Source organism: Polaribacter reichenbachii, from assembly GCF_001975665.1.
In the GTDB taxonomy this organism is placed as follows: domain Bacteria; phylum Bacteroidota; class Bacteroidia; order Flavobacteriales; family Flavobacteriaceae; genus Polaribacter; species Polaribacter reichenbachii.
In genome coordinates this window covers 2,646,638-2,664,929 of sequence record NZ_CP019419.1, presented here as the reverse complement: position 1 = coordinate 2,664,929, position 18,292 = coordinate 2,646,638, and the positions used below count along the sequence as shown (strand labels likewise).

Genomic DNA, 18,292 nt, shown 5'->3' with positions numbered 1-18,292 from the left:
TGTTAAAAATAACTGTCAAATAAATTAAATTCATTATTTTTAAAATATATGAACTAAATATTTGAACAGATTTCGAATTATAATTAAATTTGGGCTGTTTTTTAATTTATATTAGCATTAAATTTAATTTTTTATCAAAAAATTATAATAAATACATTTATGAAATACGACATCATTATTATTGGAAGTGGACCTGGAGGATATGTAGCAGGAATTAGAGCATCACAATTAGGCTTTAAAGTTGCAATCGTAGAAAAAGAATCTTTAGGTGGTATTTGTTTAAACTGGGGATGTATCCCTACAAAAGCATTGTTAAAATCTGCTCAAGTATATGATTATTTAAAACATGTAGATCAATATGGTTTAAAAGTAGAAGCTTTTGATAAGGATTTTGATGCTGTAGTTAAACGTAGTAGAGGTGTTGCAGAAGGAATGAGCAAAGGTGTTCAGTTCTTAATGAAGAAAAATAAAATAGATGTAATTAACGGTTTTGGTAAAATTAAAACTGGTAAAAAAGTAGATGTTACTGCAGAAGATGGTACAGTTACAGAATATTCTGCTGATAATATTATAATTGCTACAGGTGCTCGTTCAAGAGAGTTACCAAATTTACCACAAGATGGTAAAAAAGTGATTGGCTACAGACAAGCTATGAACTTACCTTCACAACCTAAATCAATGATTGTTGTAGGTTCTGGTGCAATTGGTGTTGAGTTTGCTCACTTTTATAACTCAATGGGTACAGAAGTAACTATTGTAGAATATATGCCAAATTTAGTTCCTGTAGAAGATATCGATATTTCTAAACAATTTGAACGTTCAGTAAAAAAATCTGGAGTTAAAGTAATGACAAATTCTTCTGTAGAATCTGTTGATACTTCTGGAGATGGTGTTGTAGCTACTGTAAAAACTAAAAAAGGAGAAGAAACTCTTAAAGCTGATATTTTATTATCTGCTGTTGGTATTAAATCTAATATCGAAAATATTGGTTTAGAAGATGTCGGTATTATTGTTGATAGAGATAAAATCTTAGTAAACGATTATTACCAAACAAACATACCTGGTTATTATGCTATTGGTGATGTTGTTCCTGGACAAGCTTTAGCACACGTTGCTTCTGCAGAAGGTATTACTTGTGTAGAAAAATTAGCTGGTTTACACACAGAAAAAATTGACTATGGTAATGTACCTGGTTGTACTTATGCAACACCAGAAATTGCTTCTGTTGGCTTAACAGAAGCTAAAGCTAAAGAAGCTGGTTACGAATTAAAAGTTGGTAAATTCCCTTTCTCTGCCTCTGGTAAAGCAAAAGCTGCTGGTAACCCAGATGGTTTTGTAAAAGTTATTTTTGATGCTAAATATGGTGAGTGGTTAGGTTGCCATATGATTGGTGCCGGAGTTACAGATATGATTGCAGAAGCAGTTTTAGGACGTAAGCTAGAAACAACAGGTCATGAAGTATTAAAAACCATACACCCACACCCAACAATGAGTGAAGCTGTAATGGAAGCAGTTGCAGACGCTTATGATGAAGTTATTCACCTATAAAATATGTTAATTCATAGAATAAAAAGTACAAAGGTATAATTTTAGCTACCTTTGTACCTGTTACATTAAATAAATATCCCCCACTTATACGACTAATAAAATATAACATAAAATGGGTTTCGTTGAGTGGCTACTTTCTTTTATCTATAAGATAAAAACTTTTCCTCTAATTATACAGATAACTATTGTATTAACAATGGCATTTATAGTTGCTACGTTAGCTCTTATGATAACTATCTATACAATTAGAAGAAGACATAATAGATTACAGAAAACACTAAAAAATAGTGTACCTGAAATCGTTAAGTTATTTGAAGATATTTTATTCACAGAAAAGAATTTTAATGAACAAGAAATTTTCACCAAATTTGAAGATATTGTAGAAGAGGTTAATAGAGAATCTCTAGATATTGGAGTTGGTGTTTTAGTAGATTTTAAAAATGATAATAGAGATTCTGAAAAATACCCTTTAATAATTAGTGCATTAGGTATTGTAGAGCATTTAGAATCTAAATTTGATTCTCGTTCTAATAGTGAAAAGATAGATGCTTTTCAAGAAGCTTTTGTATTAGATTTAAATAAATTTGACTCTAAGGTATTAAGATACGCCTACAGTAAAAACAAACTGATTCGTAGTGAAGCTAGAAATTCTTATCTAGCATTAAGTACCAATGATCCTTATCGATTTTTTGATGAATTTGATCGTGATTTAAGTAAATGGGATCAGATTGAACTAATGCAATATTTAGAACTTCAAAAAGAAAGAGGAAATCTAGAAGGATTAGGTAAATGGATTAACTATTCTAAAAATGATTCTTTAGTAGTTTTCTTAATTAAAATGGTAGGTTTCTTTAAACAAAAAGGGATAAACGAAATTTTAATAGAAAAATTAGAAGACGATAACGAATTAGTAAGAGCAGAAGCAATTAAAACTTTAGGAGAATTAAATATCTCTGAAACTGAACAAGAATTAATTGATCGATATTATACAGAGCCAGAAATTTGTCAGGTGGCAATTGTAAGAACAATTAGAAAATTTAATACTGGAAAATCACTTAAATTTTTACAAGAAATTTTTTCTGACTCTAACAATACAGATACTAAAAAGATTATCGCAGAAGCTATACTAAACTATAGTTACGAAGGAAAGATTGCTTTTCAAAATTTAAAAAACACATTAAAAGGGTTTGATCTTATCATTTTACAACATGTAGAAACACCCTTAATAAAATACAAATAAATGTTTGAAATTTTTGTAAAAATATATGAGTACTTTATATTTTTCTATGCAACTTCATTAATTTTAAGTTACATAGTACTAGCCATATTTTCTTTTATAGCTATTAATAAATATAAGAGTTATAATACTGATATTGATGATGAAGAATTATTAGCTTCTCATCTAGCACCAGGTATATCCGTAATTGCACCAGCCTACAATGAAGAAAAAACAATTATTGTAAATGTAAAATCTCTACTTACATTAAACTACCCACTTTTCGAAGTAATTATTGTAAATGATGGTAGTAAAGATGATACATTAAAACTATTAATTGAAGAATTCGATTTAATTGAAGCTCCTTTTGCATACGTAGAAAAAATTAAAACAAAACCTTACAAAAGAACTTTTAAATCTCAAAACCCTAAGTACGATATTTTAACAATTATTGATAAAGAAAATGGTGGTACAAAAGCAGATGCATTTAACGCAGGTTTAAATGCATCTGTTTTTCCATATTATTTAAATACTGATGTCGATTGTATTTTGGCAAGAAATACACTTACAAAAATGATTAAGCCAATTTTAAGTTCTAAAACTACTGTAATTGCAGTTGGTGCTACCTTAAGAATGTCTAACAATTGCGAAATTGAAGAAGGAATTATTACAAGAGTAAGACCTCCAAAAGCACTTATACCTCGTTTTCAAGAACTAGAATATATTAGATCTTATTTATTAGGTAAAATGGGTTGGGAATTAATAAACTCTGTACCTAACGTTTCTGGTGGTTTAGGTATGTTCGATAAAGATATTGCCATTAAAGCCGGTGGTTATGGAGCAGATTCTCACGCAGAAGATATGGATATGATGACAAGGATGGCTGCTCATATGATGAACAATAGACTTGATTACAAAATTGGTTATATACCACTTTCTTGTTGTTGGACAGAAGGACCACCAAACCTTCAAATTTTAGGAAGACAACGTACAAGATGGGCCAGTGGATTATTTCAAATGTTTAGTGAACATAGAAAAATTCTCTTTAACCCGAATTATAAAAGACTTGGTTTAATTACATTTCCTTATATTTTTATTTTTGAGTTTTTAGCACCAATAATAGAAGCATTTGGAATACTATTTTCAATATTTTTATTATTCTATGGTTATGTAAACTGGAACTTTGCACCATTAATTCTATTATATTCTTACACATTTGCCATAATGATTTCATCAATTGTAATTATTTGGGATCAAATGACGTTTAAATATTATAACACCACAAGAGAAGTACTAACGCTATTTCTTACAGCTTTCATTGAGCCAATTATTTATCACCCAATGATTATGTTTTTCTCTTTAAAGGGTTATTTCAGTTACGTTACTTCTCGAGAACTTGCATGGGGAACTATGACAAGAAAAGGGTTTGATAATGAAGACGACAAAAAGAAAAAATCTGATAGTAATAGTGGTGGTAATGATAGTGGAGATAACTCTGGTAACTCTGGAGGTAAAAAACAAAGTATTTTTGACAAATTAAAGAAAGGAAAAAGCACAGACTCAGATTTTGAGCCTATAAAAACATAAATTACCACATAATTATTATGAAAATTAATAAGTATATTCTAATATTAATTGTGACAATTATATCACAATTTAATACATACGCTCAAGATGTATATGATTCTTCGGATTTATATTTTGAAGAAGCTAAAAGAGATATTGCAGAACAAAACTTTACAAGAGCTGCTAAAATGAGTTGGAGAGGGTTACAATTAGCTCCTGAAGATTTAGATTTAAAAACACTTCTAGGTAAAGCGAACTTACAGTTAGGTAGATACGATACGGCAAGATATGTATTAAAACAAGTTTACGAAAGAAGAAGAAAAGATATAGATGTTTTAGGATTTTTAGTAACTATAGAGCACACCACAAAAAGATATTCTGATGCTATTTGTTTTGTAAATGAATTATTAGAAATTACACCTTATAGTAGAGGTTGGTGGAGAAGAAAAATATTAATCTACAAAGAAATGGGTAACTATGAAGAAGCTGAAAGAGCTTTAAAAAGGTTATACCAAATTTATCCTGATGATACCGAAATTCAAGATGACTACAACTACATTATGCTTAATGATGGTAATAGTGCTGTAGAAAACAGAAGATATGACGATGCAAATCAAGTATATAAAACTGTTATTGACAATGATCCATCAAACAAGCAAGCTTATATAGGTATTATTAGAAATGAATTATTAAAAGGAGATCCAGAAATTGCCTTACAATATACCAACAGAGCTTTATTAGAACTAAGAGAAGATTCAGAATTAATTGAAAAGAAAATTGGTTTATTAGAACAATTAGGAAGACACGAAGAAGCTATTGTTTACATAAAAACAGAAGTTGATAAAGGTAAATTCCCAACCATTCATTCTGAAACATTACCTTATTTAATGCAGCAATCTGCTAATTTTAATGAGTATAATGATTCTTATGAAATACAGAAAAAATTATTAGACCTTAATGGTAATTCAGAATCACAAACATATGTAATTAATAATGCATTAGGTAAAGGTTATGATGTAGATGCTGAATACTTTCTTAAAAAAGGAATAAAAAGAAGTCCGAATAACAAAAAGCTTCAAGTACAATTAAAAGAATTATACAGACCTATAAAAGATAAAGATCGTTTTGAAAGAGAAGTATTAATACTTCATGAAAAATTCCCAAATGATACTGATATTACTTACGATTATAATTTAGTAATGTATGGTAGAGCTAAAACGTTAGTAGAAAATAGACAGTTTGATGCAGCTTTACCAATTTTTGAAGACTTGGTATCATCACCAGATTTTCAAAAAGAGGCTGAACAACAAATTTTCGGAATTTATTTAGCCTTACAAAAGTATGACGAAGCTACAGATCAAATTGACAAACTAATTGGTTTAGAGCCAGATAATCCTGATTATTTAGTAAAAAAATCTACTTTATATCAAGAAATGGAGTTATTTGAAGATGCTTTAGAAATTACTAGAGGTTTAGAACAACAATATCCCTTAGAGGATAAATACCCAAGAATTTACGTTTCGCAAACAGAAGCTTATGCTACTTATTTAATGAGAGAGCAAAGGTTTCGTGCAGTTTTACCTGTTATAGAAGACGGACTTACAAGAGAAAATAATAACAAAAGATTGTTAGAAATTGCTATTAATGCTTCTTCTGCAATTCCTGATTATGAAAGAGGTGTAAATTACAGTAAAAGTGCTTTAAGCTTTTATCCTAATAACAAAAACTTTAAATTAAAACTATCTAACTTACTTGCTCAAAATAAGCAATATGATGATGCTATAAATGTTTTAGACTCTTTAAAAATAGTCTATAAATACGATAGAAAAATTAAGAACTCTTTAGCTGAAGTGTTGTGGTTTAGAGGTAAAAATAAAGAGGAAGAAGGTTTAATCGATGAAGCTATAGAAGATTATAGAATATCAGATTCTTTAAATTCTACAGAAGATTATGCTTTACAAAGAATGATTAATTTATACATTCAAGAAAAACCAAATGAAGATGCATTAGAAATTGTAAATGAAAAGTTAGAACAATACCCTAATGATAATTTCTTAAAATATAAAAAAGGTATTGTTTATGAGTTAATGGAACAATATGATTCTGCATATTATTATCAAAGTTTTAGACAAATCGATGATCCTTTTGAAAGAAATGAATGGAATAATGCTTTAGAAGTTTTAAAAGCAGCTAAGCTTAAAAATAAATTAGCGGCAACTTATACGCAAGCTTCTTCAGATTCTACTGCGTTTAGTACTTCTTTAGCAAGTTTAGGTTATAGCCATAGATATGACGAAAAAAACACATTTGGTGCAGATTTAAATTATGCAGCCAGAAGATCTGGAGTTGGTGTACAAGGAGGTTTAAATTATTCTAGAATTTTTACGCCTACTTTATATGCTGATGTTGGTGTATTATTTGGTTCTAAATTCTTTCCGAAATTTATCTTATATGGTAATGCCTACAAAGGGCTTAATAATGGTTATGATGTACAAGCTGGTCTTCGTTTTTCTAGATTGCAAAACGATGTCAACTTTTTAACCCTAAATCTAGGAGCTTCTAGAACTTGGGAAGACATTTGGGTAAGTGCCAAGGCAATATTAATGAGAGATGATCAATTCAATTATTTTAATTTTGCTGCACAAACACGAATAAATGTAAATACAAGGAAAGATTATGTTAGTTTTATAGTCTCTTTTGGTAGTGCACCATTTAACGATCAATTAGCAGAAGGTGAAACCGCTTTCCTAGATTTCTCTAATGTTTTAGTAGGTGCGGGTTATGGTTATAATATATCACCCAAAACAATGTTATTGGTTAACGGATCTTGGATTAACTTTAAAAGTCCGGTAACAGATAGTACTGCATTGGCATATATTAATCAATATAATTTATCGGTATCTATAATAACAAGATTCTAAAAAACTTTTATTCCCCAAATACTATGTTTAAAAAATACATATTAATTTCTATATTTTTTTTAAGCTTAACATCTTGTGCTCAAAATAAAGTAACACTGTTTTCTAAAGCAAATAAAATATCACCAAAAATAAGTATCCCTTTAACAGCAGATATTTTAGTGAGTAATGCCGCAGAAGATTTTAATAAAAAATTTAAAACTGTTACAGGCACAACTTTAAAAATAGAACGAAGTAATAGTTTAAATAAAAATTACAATTATATTTTACTAAGAGTAAATCCTACTCAAAAAGATAATTTTTGTATTTACAGAAAGGGAGGTAATATTACATTACAAGGTTCTAATGCCCAAAATTTAATGTTTGCAATTAGCGATTTTTTTAAAAGATACACCAATCTAAAATATCAAGAATTAAATACATCAAAAGAAGTTTTTACGTCAGAAATAGATATTCCTGAGCAGTTTAGTATTTGTTCATCGCCAGAATTTATATATAGAGAACCTTACTATAAGCCAAATAATAATCCAGAATTTAGAGCTTGGAACAAGACAAGTTCTCTTGAATTAGAATGGGGAATTTGGGGACATAATTTACCAAAACTTTTTAAAAATTATAATTTACCAGAATCCGTTTACGCAAAATTTGGTAGTGTTAGAACTAAAAAACAATTCTGTTTTACAAGCGATAGTTTATACAAATATGTAAATGAAAATGTAAAAAGAATTTTTGATAGCGATCATACATTTAATAAATACATGATTTTACCAAACGATAATGAAATTGTATGTACTTGTAGTACATGTAAAGCTGTTGGTAATACATCTCAAGATGCAGCTCCTGCAGTATTTACATTTTTAAATAAATTGGCAAAAGACAATAAAAGAGCTACATTTTTTACTACAGCCTATATTACTGTTAAAAATGTGCCTAAGTTTAAGGCTGAAGACAATACAGGTATTTTTTACAGCACCATTAATGAGCAAAAAGGAATTCCTTTAGAAAATACCAAGAAATTTAAAGATTTTGAAAAGCGCATAAAGAAATGGAGCGACTATCTAAAAAATGTCTATATCTGGGATTATACAGTAAATTATGACAATTATTTTGATATTTATCCTATTTTAAAAGTAACACAACAGAATCTAAAATTATATAAGAAACTCGGTATTAATGGTGTTTTCTTACATGGTAGCGAGTATGATTACAGCACATTTCAAGATTTAAAATCTACGGTATTTGCAAAACTTTTATGGAATACAGATATTAATGTAGATCAAGAAATAGAACGTTATTTTAACGATAAATACTCAAAAAGACTAGCAAGTATTTTAACCAACTACTACACACATATAGACAATTCTTTTTTTACTAGTAACAAAGAGTTAAGCATATATAGCGGTATTGATAAAACTGTAAAAAAGTATTTAGATCCTAAAGTCTTTTTTGATTTCTATGATGAGTTTAATACGCATACTCAAAGCAACAAATACGATAAAGAATATTTAAAACTCGCTACAGCCCTAACCTTTCTAAAATTAGAAATTATGAGAGATTACGGACTTGGTATTTATGGTTTTGGTACTTTAAACAATAAAAGAGAAATAATTGTAAAAAATGATGCAGGTATTTTGTTAGATAATTTAGCATCTTATAGCAGATCTGCAGATCTTAAAACGTACAACGAAAGAAATTACAAGATTAGCGACTACATAAATAACTGGCGTAAAACCATTTATAAATATCATAAAAGAAAACATTACTTTTATAAAAAGAAATTTGAGGTTTTATCTAAATTAGATGAAGATTACACAAACACAAAAATACTAAATGACGGTGCTTTTGGCTTAAATGATTACAATACAAATTGGCACATTTCTTCTGTAGATGATTTAGAATTAAAAATTGATAAAGCAGGAGTTTCTGAATCAAAGAAAATTACTTTTTCATTTTTACAAGATGTAAAACACCATATTTATTATCCAGGTTCTATAGAAATTTTAGATAATAATAAACAAATCATTAAAAAAATAAAATTAAAATCAGACGATTCTAATTTAGATACAAAAGAAGTTTCTATAGAACTTCCTACAAAATTCGACGATAAGCAACTACCTGATAGTTTTATAGTTAAAGTTAAAAAACGTAATATTGGTGGTAAAAATGCTTTAGCTTGTGATGAGATTATATTTAATTAAAAATGATTAAATTTACAACAATGAAAAAATTAGTATTACTTTTTATCTTAACAATAACAATAAGTGCTTGCGACTTTAGAAAGCCAGATATTGCTAATGTTAGAAAAACAAAGATGGAAATCGAAAATCCAGATAGACACTACTACCCTATTTTAAGAGGATCAGAATTATCTGCTGAATACAAGTTTTACAATAGAGGTAATGAACCTTTAATTATTTATGATGTACAAGCTTCATGTGGTTGTATAGAAATAGATTTCCCATCAACATCGATTGGTAAAGATGATTTTGGCTTTATTACTTTAGATTACGATAGTGCTAAAAATATTGGCTATGTAGAGTTTTATATCACAATAGTTGCTAATACAGAAAAAGACATTTTTACAACCATTAAATTCGATTTAAATGTTGTAACTTCTCCTCATTACACACAAGATTATGAAGAGATTTACTTACAAAGAAGAAAAGAAAAACTAGCTGGGGAAGTAGATGGAGACCTTACACAACAAGGTTATTATGTAGATGAAGAAAGAACAATTAGATAATAATAACAATTAAAATCAAAAATAAAATGAAAGCAAAATATCAAAGTGTATTAGATTTAGGACAACAATTAAACATTCAAGATGGTGATGTTAAAGAAGAAAATGGAAAATTAATTGTTAAAGGAACTGCCAAAAACCAATATGAAAAAAATCTTCTTTGGGATGAAATTAAAAAGGTTGGTGGCGATAATCCAACAGATATCATGGCAGATATTAAAGTTGCTGACACAACAATTTATGCAACGCATACTGTAGAAAAAGGTGAAACTTTAGGAAAAATAGCAAAACATTATTATGGAAAACCAATGAAATATGTTGCTATTTTTGAAGCAAATAAAGATATTTTAAATAACCCAGATGTAATACACCCTGGTCAAGAATTAGTAATACCTAATTTGTAAGAATCCTTAACTAATAAAATAAAAAAGCCGAAGTTTAAAAACTTCGGCTTTACTTTTTTCTATCAAAAACTATAACAGCGATTTTTGCAAACCACTCTCTATACTTATCCATAAATAATTCCAAAAAGATTTTGTTTTATTTCTTTCTACTTCTTTTACGTCTACTTTTACCATTCCATTTTTTGAAGAATCTTTTACAAAAAGGTTAACAACCCAACTTATAATTGTTTTCTTCTTTTTTTTATCATCTAAAATTTGAATATCAAAATTTTTGAAATCCATTTCCATTTTTCCGTTAGAAAAATTGTTGTTCCCTTCAAAATCAAAATACATTTTATTAATTTGTCCTTTAACTTTTACATTTGTTGTTGGCTGAATAAACGCACTCATATTTTTAGAACTTACATTCATTAAACTTCCAGTTATTCTAAAATCATCATTTTTATTATTGATATCAAACGTCCAAGTAATATTTAAAGCAGACGTTTCCATAAATTTAGATTGAATATTAACCGTTGTTATTTTTTCTATTTTATTTATTTTATTATTAATATTCTTGATTTGTGCTTTCAAATCATCAAACACTAAAATACCAGAATCATTTCCTTTTTTGGTGTATTCTTCATAAACAATCTCAGAATTTATAATATCAATATTTTTTACATCAATATCAAAAGGTAGTTCTCTTAAACTTTTACTGTATAAATTTTTAATTTTGGTTCTTTCTTTTAGGTGTGTAGCATCTAAGTATAAATTAAAGAAAACACCATCTAATAAAATATTATCTATAGAAAAACTCATTTTTTCATTTTGAGCAAGCTGAATATTATCAACTTTAATTTCTTTTGCAACTAGCGTTAATAATTCTTTTTCTTTTTTAAGATGATAAATATATTCGTCTCTTGATTTTAGCGGAACAATTTCTAAACTATCTACAGTTATTTCATCAGTTTCAAAAAGTAGTTTTTTAAACTGTATTTTCTGAACTTTAGAAAACTGAGATTCAAAACCAATTATAGAAGTTTTAATAGCTGAGTATTTAAAAGGAATTGAATTCTTTAAAATAGTATCTAGTTCAAAATCATCAATTTCAATAGCCACATTTTTTACAGTTAAAGGAAACTTATCTTTTTTTAAAACATCAATTTCGATATTATTTAAATCAATTTCCTTTATTTTAATTTTTGGTAAATTTTTAGTCTTTGTATTTTTATCATCATAAATTGTATCCTTTGTTTTAGATTGATGTAAAAAATTTCCAGAGATTTTTAACTGATCTGTTTCTAAATCAGAAAATATAAATTCCTTATTTTGGAAATATTTTAAATAAGAAAATCCTTCTAAAGCAATATTATCTGCTTTAAAATACAAACTATCTTTTTGGTAATTTACATCTTTGAGAGATAGATTACCCCATAAAAAATTTACAGAAACCTCTTTGTAAGCAAAATTTTTAGATTTTAAAAAGCTGTCAATTTTATTTGTTCCGTAAATATCTGCAACTTTGTAGAGTAGTATAATCGATACAAATATAATTGCAATTTTAACATATAATTTCTTATTCATAAACTTAAATCTTATGAACAAATTTAAGTTCCAAATTTAATTTTTATTAAACCATATAGATTAATCTTTAACTGATTCAGTTTTTTTATATTTGAAAAAAAAGAATGGAGCCAAATAATTTTATCGATAAAAGAAATCAAAAATTTCTTAAATATTGGGAAGAAAAGAGAAAAAACAAAAAAGAATACACCATTAAAAATAGCGCTGTTTTTAGTTTTATTTTTAGTGCACTTTATTGTGTTATAAAATATGGTTTCAGTACAGAATCTCTAAAAGTTTTTCCTATTTGTTTTCTGATGATTTCTGTAGTTTACGGACTTTACGTTTATTTTATTGAGTTCAATTTACACGAAAAAAAATATCAAAAATTAAAAAAAGAGCTTTAAAAAATTGATTACAAATAAAAAGAAATTCTACACCGAAATTTTAAAAGCATTGCTAAAATTAATAATTGCAGGTGTTTTAATTGGTGTTTTAAAACAATACGATTTAATTATTGCTATACTCTTAATTTTAAAGATTATACATAATATTTATAAAGAAATTATACAACCAAAAACCGATAAAAACTGGTTATTACTAGCAGGAATGCTATTAACTGGTTTTGGAGGCGTAGTTGGTGAAACTTGGGGAGTTGCTAATGGTTATTGGGAATATCATGAAGTTAGCAGAGACATCCCTTTATGGGTGCCTTTTGCTTGGATGTTGGCTTTCCATTACCTCTACAAATTAGAAAGAAATATAATACCATATTTAAAAAATCAAACGCAAAAAAATAAGATTGTTTTAGCAATTATTTTGGCATTAATTCTACCGGCTTTTGGTGAAGTAATTACAATTCTTTTAGGAGTTTGGACCTATTATTGGCCTTATCAACTATTTGGTGTGCCTTTATATGCTTTTTTATGTTTGCTGTTTGTACATATGTTAGTCTATACCATTTTACATTATGCGTGTAAAAAATATAAAATTAATGATATTGTCTACAATTAAAAGAAATCATTAAAAAGGAATTTTTAAATTTTTAAAAGAGGTGTGAACTTTACAAATAGTTACATCTTAATAAAATAACTTTTTCATAAGAAACTTAAATCAACTAAAATTAGATTGATATTTTCAAGAGAGTTTTCCCCTTTGCGGAATTAAAGGGGCCATTGCCAACAAACAATTCTGGTAACTTTATTTCCTTGACTTAAAGGAATAATTTTAAACGCTTTTACACCTAGTTTTTCTGATGATTTTTGCAAGCTTTCTACATTTTCTTTTTTAGAAACCAAACTTGTAAACCATTCACTTTTCTCTTTATAAAGCGAACTTTCGTATAAATAATTGTGCAAAAAGGCTTTTTCTCCTCCTATATACCATAATTCATTATTGTTACCAGAAAAATTACGAACTGCATTATTACCTAAATTTCTAGACTTTCTTCTATTTGCACCTCTAGCCTCTTCTGCAGATTTATAAAATGGCGGATTGCACATGGTAGCAAAAAAAGAATCGTCTTCTTCTAAAATATCCTTTAAAATATGTTGTTCGTTAAATTGTTGTCTTAACTCAATTTTAGTATCTAAATTATTATCATCAATAATATCTTGTGCAGTATCCAACGAATCTAAATCAATATCTGTGGCAACAAAATTCCAGTTGTATTCTGCAACACCCAAAAGCGGATAAATACAAGTTGCTCCTGTACCAATATCTAAAACTGTTCTATTTTCTTCGGATGAATTTAAGTCTGATAAATGATGAATATAATCTAATCGTCCAGGAATTGGCGGACATAAATTTTCATCAGGAAAATCCCAAACAGAAATTTTATCATAAGTAAATAACAAAGATTTATTAAGCTCTTTTACTGCTTTCGGATTCGAAAAATCAATCGTGATTTTACCAAATCTATTTTTTGTTACAAATTTTGCTAACTCTGGGTTTTGCTGAACTAAGTCATCAAAATTATACCCTTTATTGAATTTATTTTTCTGATGAAGACCTTTCTCTTTCATTATAATTCTAGTATTGTAAATTCTAGTGCTAAAGGTTTTAATGTTTGTTTTAAAGCAGTTATAAAAGCAGATCCGTACTCTAAATAATACTCAGAAAAATTACGATGTCGCTCTTCTAAAGATTGATTTGGTAAAATCTCATTTTGCAATAAAGTAATTCGATCTACTAAATCTTTTTGTCTCTTTTTTTCTGCTTTTAACAAACGTTTCTCTAAATTTTCTAAACCCATAATTTGTTTTCTTTCTTGTGCATTTACAGCATTTAAAAAAGAAACATCCGTTTTTACAGCAACTTCTTTTAATTCTAAAAATTGAATTTTTAAAAATTGAATTTTATCAGAAAAATCAGTTTCAATGGCTGTGTTTTCGATTACTTTTTTACTAATTAAATCAAACTGATTTAAAAATATTTCTTCTAAAGAAATCTGTAACTTCGATAATTTTTTTGCTTGTTTTTCTGATATAACTTGCACAGAATTACGCAATAACAAAATAGGAAAAGTAACATTTACTTTATTAAAATAATCTTGTAACTCCAACCAATAAGCCATTTCTCCTCCTCCACCAATATAACAAAGATTTGGCAAAATTACTTCTTGGTACAAAGGTCTCATAATTACGTTTGGTGAAAATGCCAAAGGATTATGATCAACTTCAGTCAGAATTTCATCCTTAGAAAAACGAATCTCTGTATTATTTACTTTGTAACAATTATCTTCAAAAATGATGCGTTCTCTAAAATCATCACCCAAATAAAAAAGATTAATTTCTCTTGGATTAACTTGAATTTTATAGTTTTTCTCTAATTCAGCAATCGTTTTAGAAACAACATGAAAAGAAGTTTCATTTTCCAATTCATCTTTTACAAATGGTGTAAAAAGTTGTTTTAAGCTTTTATCATCACCTTCAACAATTACCAAACCATAATCTTTAAACAATTCATTGGCAATAAAACGAGTGGCATCTGCTAAATTATGATGTTTAATATATCCTTCTGAAAAAAGTTTTTTTAAGTAGGCTGCATTCTTAGAATTCCCTAAATGTTCAGAAAAAACTTCGAAAACCTCATCCAATCCTTCTGTAGAAAAACGACCTACTGCTCCACCATCATTGCTGTTCCAAGTTACTTTTTTACCATCAAAATTAAAGTAATTGATTTCATCAAAATCATGATCTTCTGTTGCCATCCAATAAATTGGAACAAAATTCTGATCTGGAAATTTCTCTATTAATTCTTCTGATAAATTAATCGTAGAAATTATTTTATATAAAAAATAAAGAGGCCCTGTAAATAGGTTTAATTGATGACCTGTAGTTATTGTAAATGTATTTTCTTGCTTTAACAACTCAATATTAGCTGCTGTTTTTTCTGATATATCAAAAAAACTATATTGCTTTTTTAAAGCATCAGCCAAAACCAATCTTGTTTTTAAAGCAAAAGAGTTTTGCTTTTCTTCTATTTGCTTTTGAAAACCATTTATATCTGGAAAATTGTTATAAAATGGATTTATGGTGTCTTTTTGCTCTAAATAATCTAGCATTGTTTTAGAGAAAAAACCTGTTTTTTTAAAAGGAATTTGTGTTACTTTCATAATTAAAGTACACGTTTTAAACAACAATCAGTATCTGACGTAGAATTCATAAAATTTACTAAATTTCGATAAAAATACAACTATTTTAAATTCTGTAAAGCTTAGAAAATCATACTAACAAATTTTTAACGTGTCTAAAAGAAAACCACTTTAAATAGTGGGTTTTATTCCTTACTTTTGATAAAATTCAAATTCTTATCAATGAAAATTAAAGCACTTCTCATTATTTCCATTTTCTCATTTTGTTCCCTTTTTTCTCAAGAAATTCAATCTCCACAAGAGTATTTAGGTTATGAAATTGGCTCACGTTTTACAAGACATCACAAAGTTGTTGAATATTTTAAATATGTGAGTAACACCTTAAAAAATGTTCAACTAGAAAAATATGGAGAAACCAACGAACACAGACCTTTATATGTTACTTATATTTCATCTCAAGAAAATATAGATAATTTAGAAACAATTAGAAAAGCAAACCTTTCTCAAACAGGTATTTTAACGGGTACAACAGATAACAAAAAAGCCATTGTTTGGTTAAGTTATAACGTTCATGGAAATGAAGCCTCTAGCACAGAAGCTTCTATGTTAACTCTTTACGAATTAGTTACTACTAAAAAATCTTGGTTAGAAAACACAGTGGTTATTATAGACCCTTGTATAAATCCTGATGGAAGAGATCGATATGTAAACTGGTACAATCAAGTTCAAAATACACCTTATAATAGCTCACAAGATTCTAGAGAGCATCATGAACCTTGGCCTGGAGGAAGACCAAATCATTATTTATTCGATTTAAATAGAGATTGGGCTTGGGCTACACAAGTAGAAACTCAGCAACGTTTAAAAGTTTACAATAAATGGTTGCCTCACGTTCACGTAGATTTCCATGAACAAGGTATAAATAGTCCTTATTATTTTGCACCTGCTGCAGAACCTTTTCACGAAGATATTACCAATTGGCAACGAGATTTTCAAACACAAATTGGTAAAAACCACGCCTCTTATTTCGATAAAAACAATTGGATGTATTTTACCAAAGAATCTTTCGATTTATTATACCCAAGTTATGGTGATACTTATCCAACTTTTATGGGAGCTATTGGTATGACATACGAACAAGCAGGGCATGGAAGAGCTGGTTTAGGTATAGATAATGATGAAGGTATTGAATTAACTTTAATAGATAGAGCACAACATCATATGACAACTGGTTTATCTACTGTAGAAATATCATCTAAAAATGCTGAAAAATTAAATACTGAATTCAAAAAATTTTTTGAAAATAAAGATTTTAAATATAAAAGTTATGTTTTAAAGAATGAAAATTCTGATAAAACACAACGTTTAATTAATTTACTAAACAAACATGAAATTGCTTATGAATTTGCAAAATCTGGTAAAGTAAAAGGTTTTAATTATAGTTCTTTAAAAGAAGAAAGTATAAATGTTTCTGCTAATGATTTGGTAATTCATACAAACCAACCAAAAGGAAAAATGGTTAAAGTTTTGTTTGAACCGCAAACTAAAATTCTAGATTCTTTAACTTACGATAGTACTGCTTGGGCTTTACCTTATGCTCATGGCTTTAGTGCAGTTGCTTCTGAAAGTAAAATAAGTTCATCAAAAAAAGAAATGAACAACAGCGTTTTAAACTCGGTAAATACTTCTTCTTACGCTTACATTTCTAAATGGAATAGTTTAGATGATGCTACATTTTTAGCACAATTATTAAACACAGATATTAAAGTTCGTTTTTCTGAACAAGCTTTTTCTTTAGAAGGTAATAATTATGACAAAGGTTCTTTAATTATTTTAAGACACGATAATGTAAAAAATCAAAAATTTGATACAAACCTAGTTGATATTGCTAATAAATTGGGTAGAAAAATTACACCTGTTTCTACAGGATTTGTAGATTCTGGTAAAGATTTTGGTTCTGGTAGTGTAAAACCAATTTTTAAACAAAGAGTTGCATTACTTTCTGGTTCTGGAACGTCTTCTCTTTCTTTTGGACAAATTTGGCATTTCTTTGAAACTGAATTAAAATACCCAGTTTCTATTTTAGATACTGATTATTTTAATAGAGTAGATTTTTCTAATTATGATGTAATTATTTTACCTGACGGATATTACAACAGTGTTTTAAACAAAAGCACTTTAGATAAATTAAAAGGTTGGGTTAGATCTGGAGGAACATTAATTGCTCTTAAAAATGCATTAAGAAGTTTTGCTGATAAAGAAGGATTTTCTTTGAAAGAAAAAAAGAGCGATGATAAAGAAAAATCGGATGAAGCTGATCTTACTCCTTACGAAGACTTAGAAAGAGAAAGAACAAACAACATTATTATTGGTGCTATTTTTAATAGTAAAGTAGATAATACTCATCCTTTAGCTTTTGGTTATCCTGATAGTTATTTTTCTTTAAAATCTAGTAGCAGAAGTTACGAATACTTAAAAAATGGTGGTAATGTAGCTTACTTTACTAAAGATGCTAAAAACGTTGCTGGTTTTGCTGGTGTAAAAGCTTTACAAAATGTACCTGAATCTTTACTTTTTGGTGAAGATGAAATGGGTAGAGGAAGTATTATTTATATGGTTGATAACCCTTTATTTAGAGCATTTTGGGAAAATGGTAAACTATTTTTTGCGAATGCTATTTTCTTGAGAAATTCGAGTCATTTTTAATAAATTAAAAGACAAAAAAAATACCTCAGCAATTTTATATTACTGAGGTATTTT

General features: G+C 27.9%; 13 protein-coding genes. 10 read left to right on the top strand and 3 right to left on the bottom strand.

The window, feature by feature from the left end; genetic code table 11:
* Window positions 1–159 precede the first annotated feature (159 nt).
* From lpdA to BW723_RS11135, 7 genes are all read left to right on the top strand, one after another.
* Complete coding sequence (lpdA, locus tag BW723_RS11165; protein ID WP_068364845.1) at window positions 160–1,548, top strand: dihydrolipoyl dehydrogenase; 1,389 nt, start codon at window positions 160–162, stop codon at window positions 1,546–1,548.
* Between the two features lie 196 nt (window positions 1,549–1,744).
* Window positions 1,745–2,788, top strand: coding sequence for a HEAT repeat domain-containing protein (locus BW723_RS11160; RefSeq protein ID WP_068364848.1), 1,044 nt, complete (start codon window positions 1,745–1,747; stop codon window positions 2,786–2,788).
* A complete protein-coding gene (locus BW723_RS11155; RefSeq protein WP_226789175.1) occupies window positions 2,789–4,351 on the top strand; it encodes a glycosyltransferase family 2 protein in 1,563 nt (520 codons plus the stop codon).
* 50 nt (window positions 4,352–4,401) lie between these two features.
* Window positions 4,402–7,251 carry a tetratricopeptide repeat protein gene (locus BW723_RS11150; protein ID WP_162274034.1) on the top strand — a complete coding sequence of 950 codons (2,850 nt, stop codon included), beginning with the start codon at window positions 4,402–4,404 and terminating at the stop codon, window positions 7,249–7,251.
* A gap of 23 nt (window positions 7,252–7,274) precedes the next feature.
* Entirely contained in the window at window positions 7,275–9,446 is a 2,172-nt protein-coding gene (locus BW723_RS11145; protein WP_068364854.1) for a DUF4838 domain-containing protein, read from the top strand.
* Window positions 9,447–9,466: 20 nt separating this feature from the next.
* The gene (locus tag BW723_RS11140; RefSeq protein WP_068365249.1) at window positions 9,467–9,991 is read left to right on the top strand and encodes a DUF1573 domain-containing protein; all 525 of its coding nucleotides are present in this window, start codon (window positions 9,467–9,469) and stop codon (window positions 9,989–9,991) included.
* A gap of 26 nt (window positions 9,992–10,017) precedes the next feature.
* Window positions 10,018–10,392, top strand: a complete 375-nt coding sequence (locus BW723_RS11135; RefSeq protein ID WP_068364857.1) for a LysM peptidoglycan-binding domain-containing protein — start codon at window positions 10,018–10,020, stop codon at window positions 10,390–10,392.
* Window positions 10,393–10,461: 69 nt separating this feature from the next.
* On the opposite strand, the gene BW723_RS11130 is transcribed toward BW723_RS11135, so the two are convergent.
* On the bottom strand, window positions 10,462–11,958 hold the full coding sequence (locus tag BW723_RS11130; RefSeq protein ID WP_068364860.1) for a hypothetical protein: 1,497 nt from the start codon (window positions 11,956–11,958) through the stop codon (window positions 10,462–10,464).
* A 104-nt stretch (window positions 11,959–12,062) separates the two neighbouring features.
* On the opposite strand from BW723_RS11130, the gene BW723_RS11125 reads away from it, so the two are divergent.
* Window positions 12,063–12,344, top strand: coding sequence for a hypothetical protein (locus BW723_RS11125; RefSeq protein WP_068364862.1), 282 nt, complete (start codon window positions 12,063–12,065; stop codon window positions 12,342–12,344).
* A 4-nt stretch (window positions 12,345–12,348) separates the two neighbouring features.
* Window positions 12,349–12,951: a hypothetical protein gene (locus BW723_RS11120; protein WP_068364865.1), complete on the top strand. Its 603-nt coding sequence runs from the start codon at window positions 12,349–12,351 to the stop codon at window positions 12,949–12,951.
* A 149-nt stretch (window positions 12,952–13,100) separates the two neighbouring features.
* Here the strand turns inward: BW723_RS11120 and rlmF are convergent, their stop codons facing one another.
* Together rlmF and bshC are read right to left on the bottom strand one after the other, a co-directional pair.
* On the bottom strand, window positions 13,101–13,961 hold the full coding sequence (rlmF, locus tag BW723_RS11115) for a 23S rRNA (adenine(1618)-N(6))-methyltransferase RlmF (protein WP_068364867.1): 861 nt from the start codon (window positions 13,959–13,961) through the stop codon (window positions 13,101–13,103).
* Window positions 13,961–15,553 carry a bacillithiol biosynthesis cysteine-adding enzyme BshC gene (gene bshC, locus BW723_RS11110; protein WP_068364870.1) on the bottom strand — a complete coding sequence of 531 codons (1,593 nt, stop codon included), beginning with the start codon at window positions 15,551–15,553 and terminating at the stop codon, window positions 13,961–13,963. The genes rlmF and bshC overlap by 1 nt, the downstream gene beginning before the upstream one ends.
* 201 nt (window positions 15,554–15,754) lie before the next feature.
* Here bshC and BW723_RS11105 point away from each other — a divergent pair, with 201 nt between their 5' ends.
* Window positions 15,755–18,238: a M14 family metallopeptidase gene (locus BW723_RS11105; protein WP_068364873.1), complete on the top strand. Its 2,484-nt coding sequence runs from the start codon at window positions 15,755–15,757 to the stop codon at window positions 18,236–18,238.
* Window positions 18,239–18,292 lie beyond the last annotated feature (54 nt).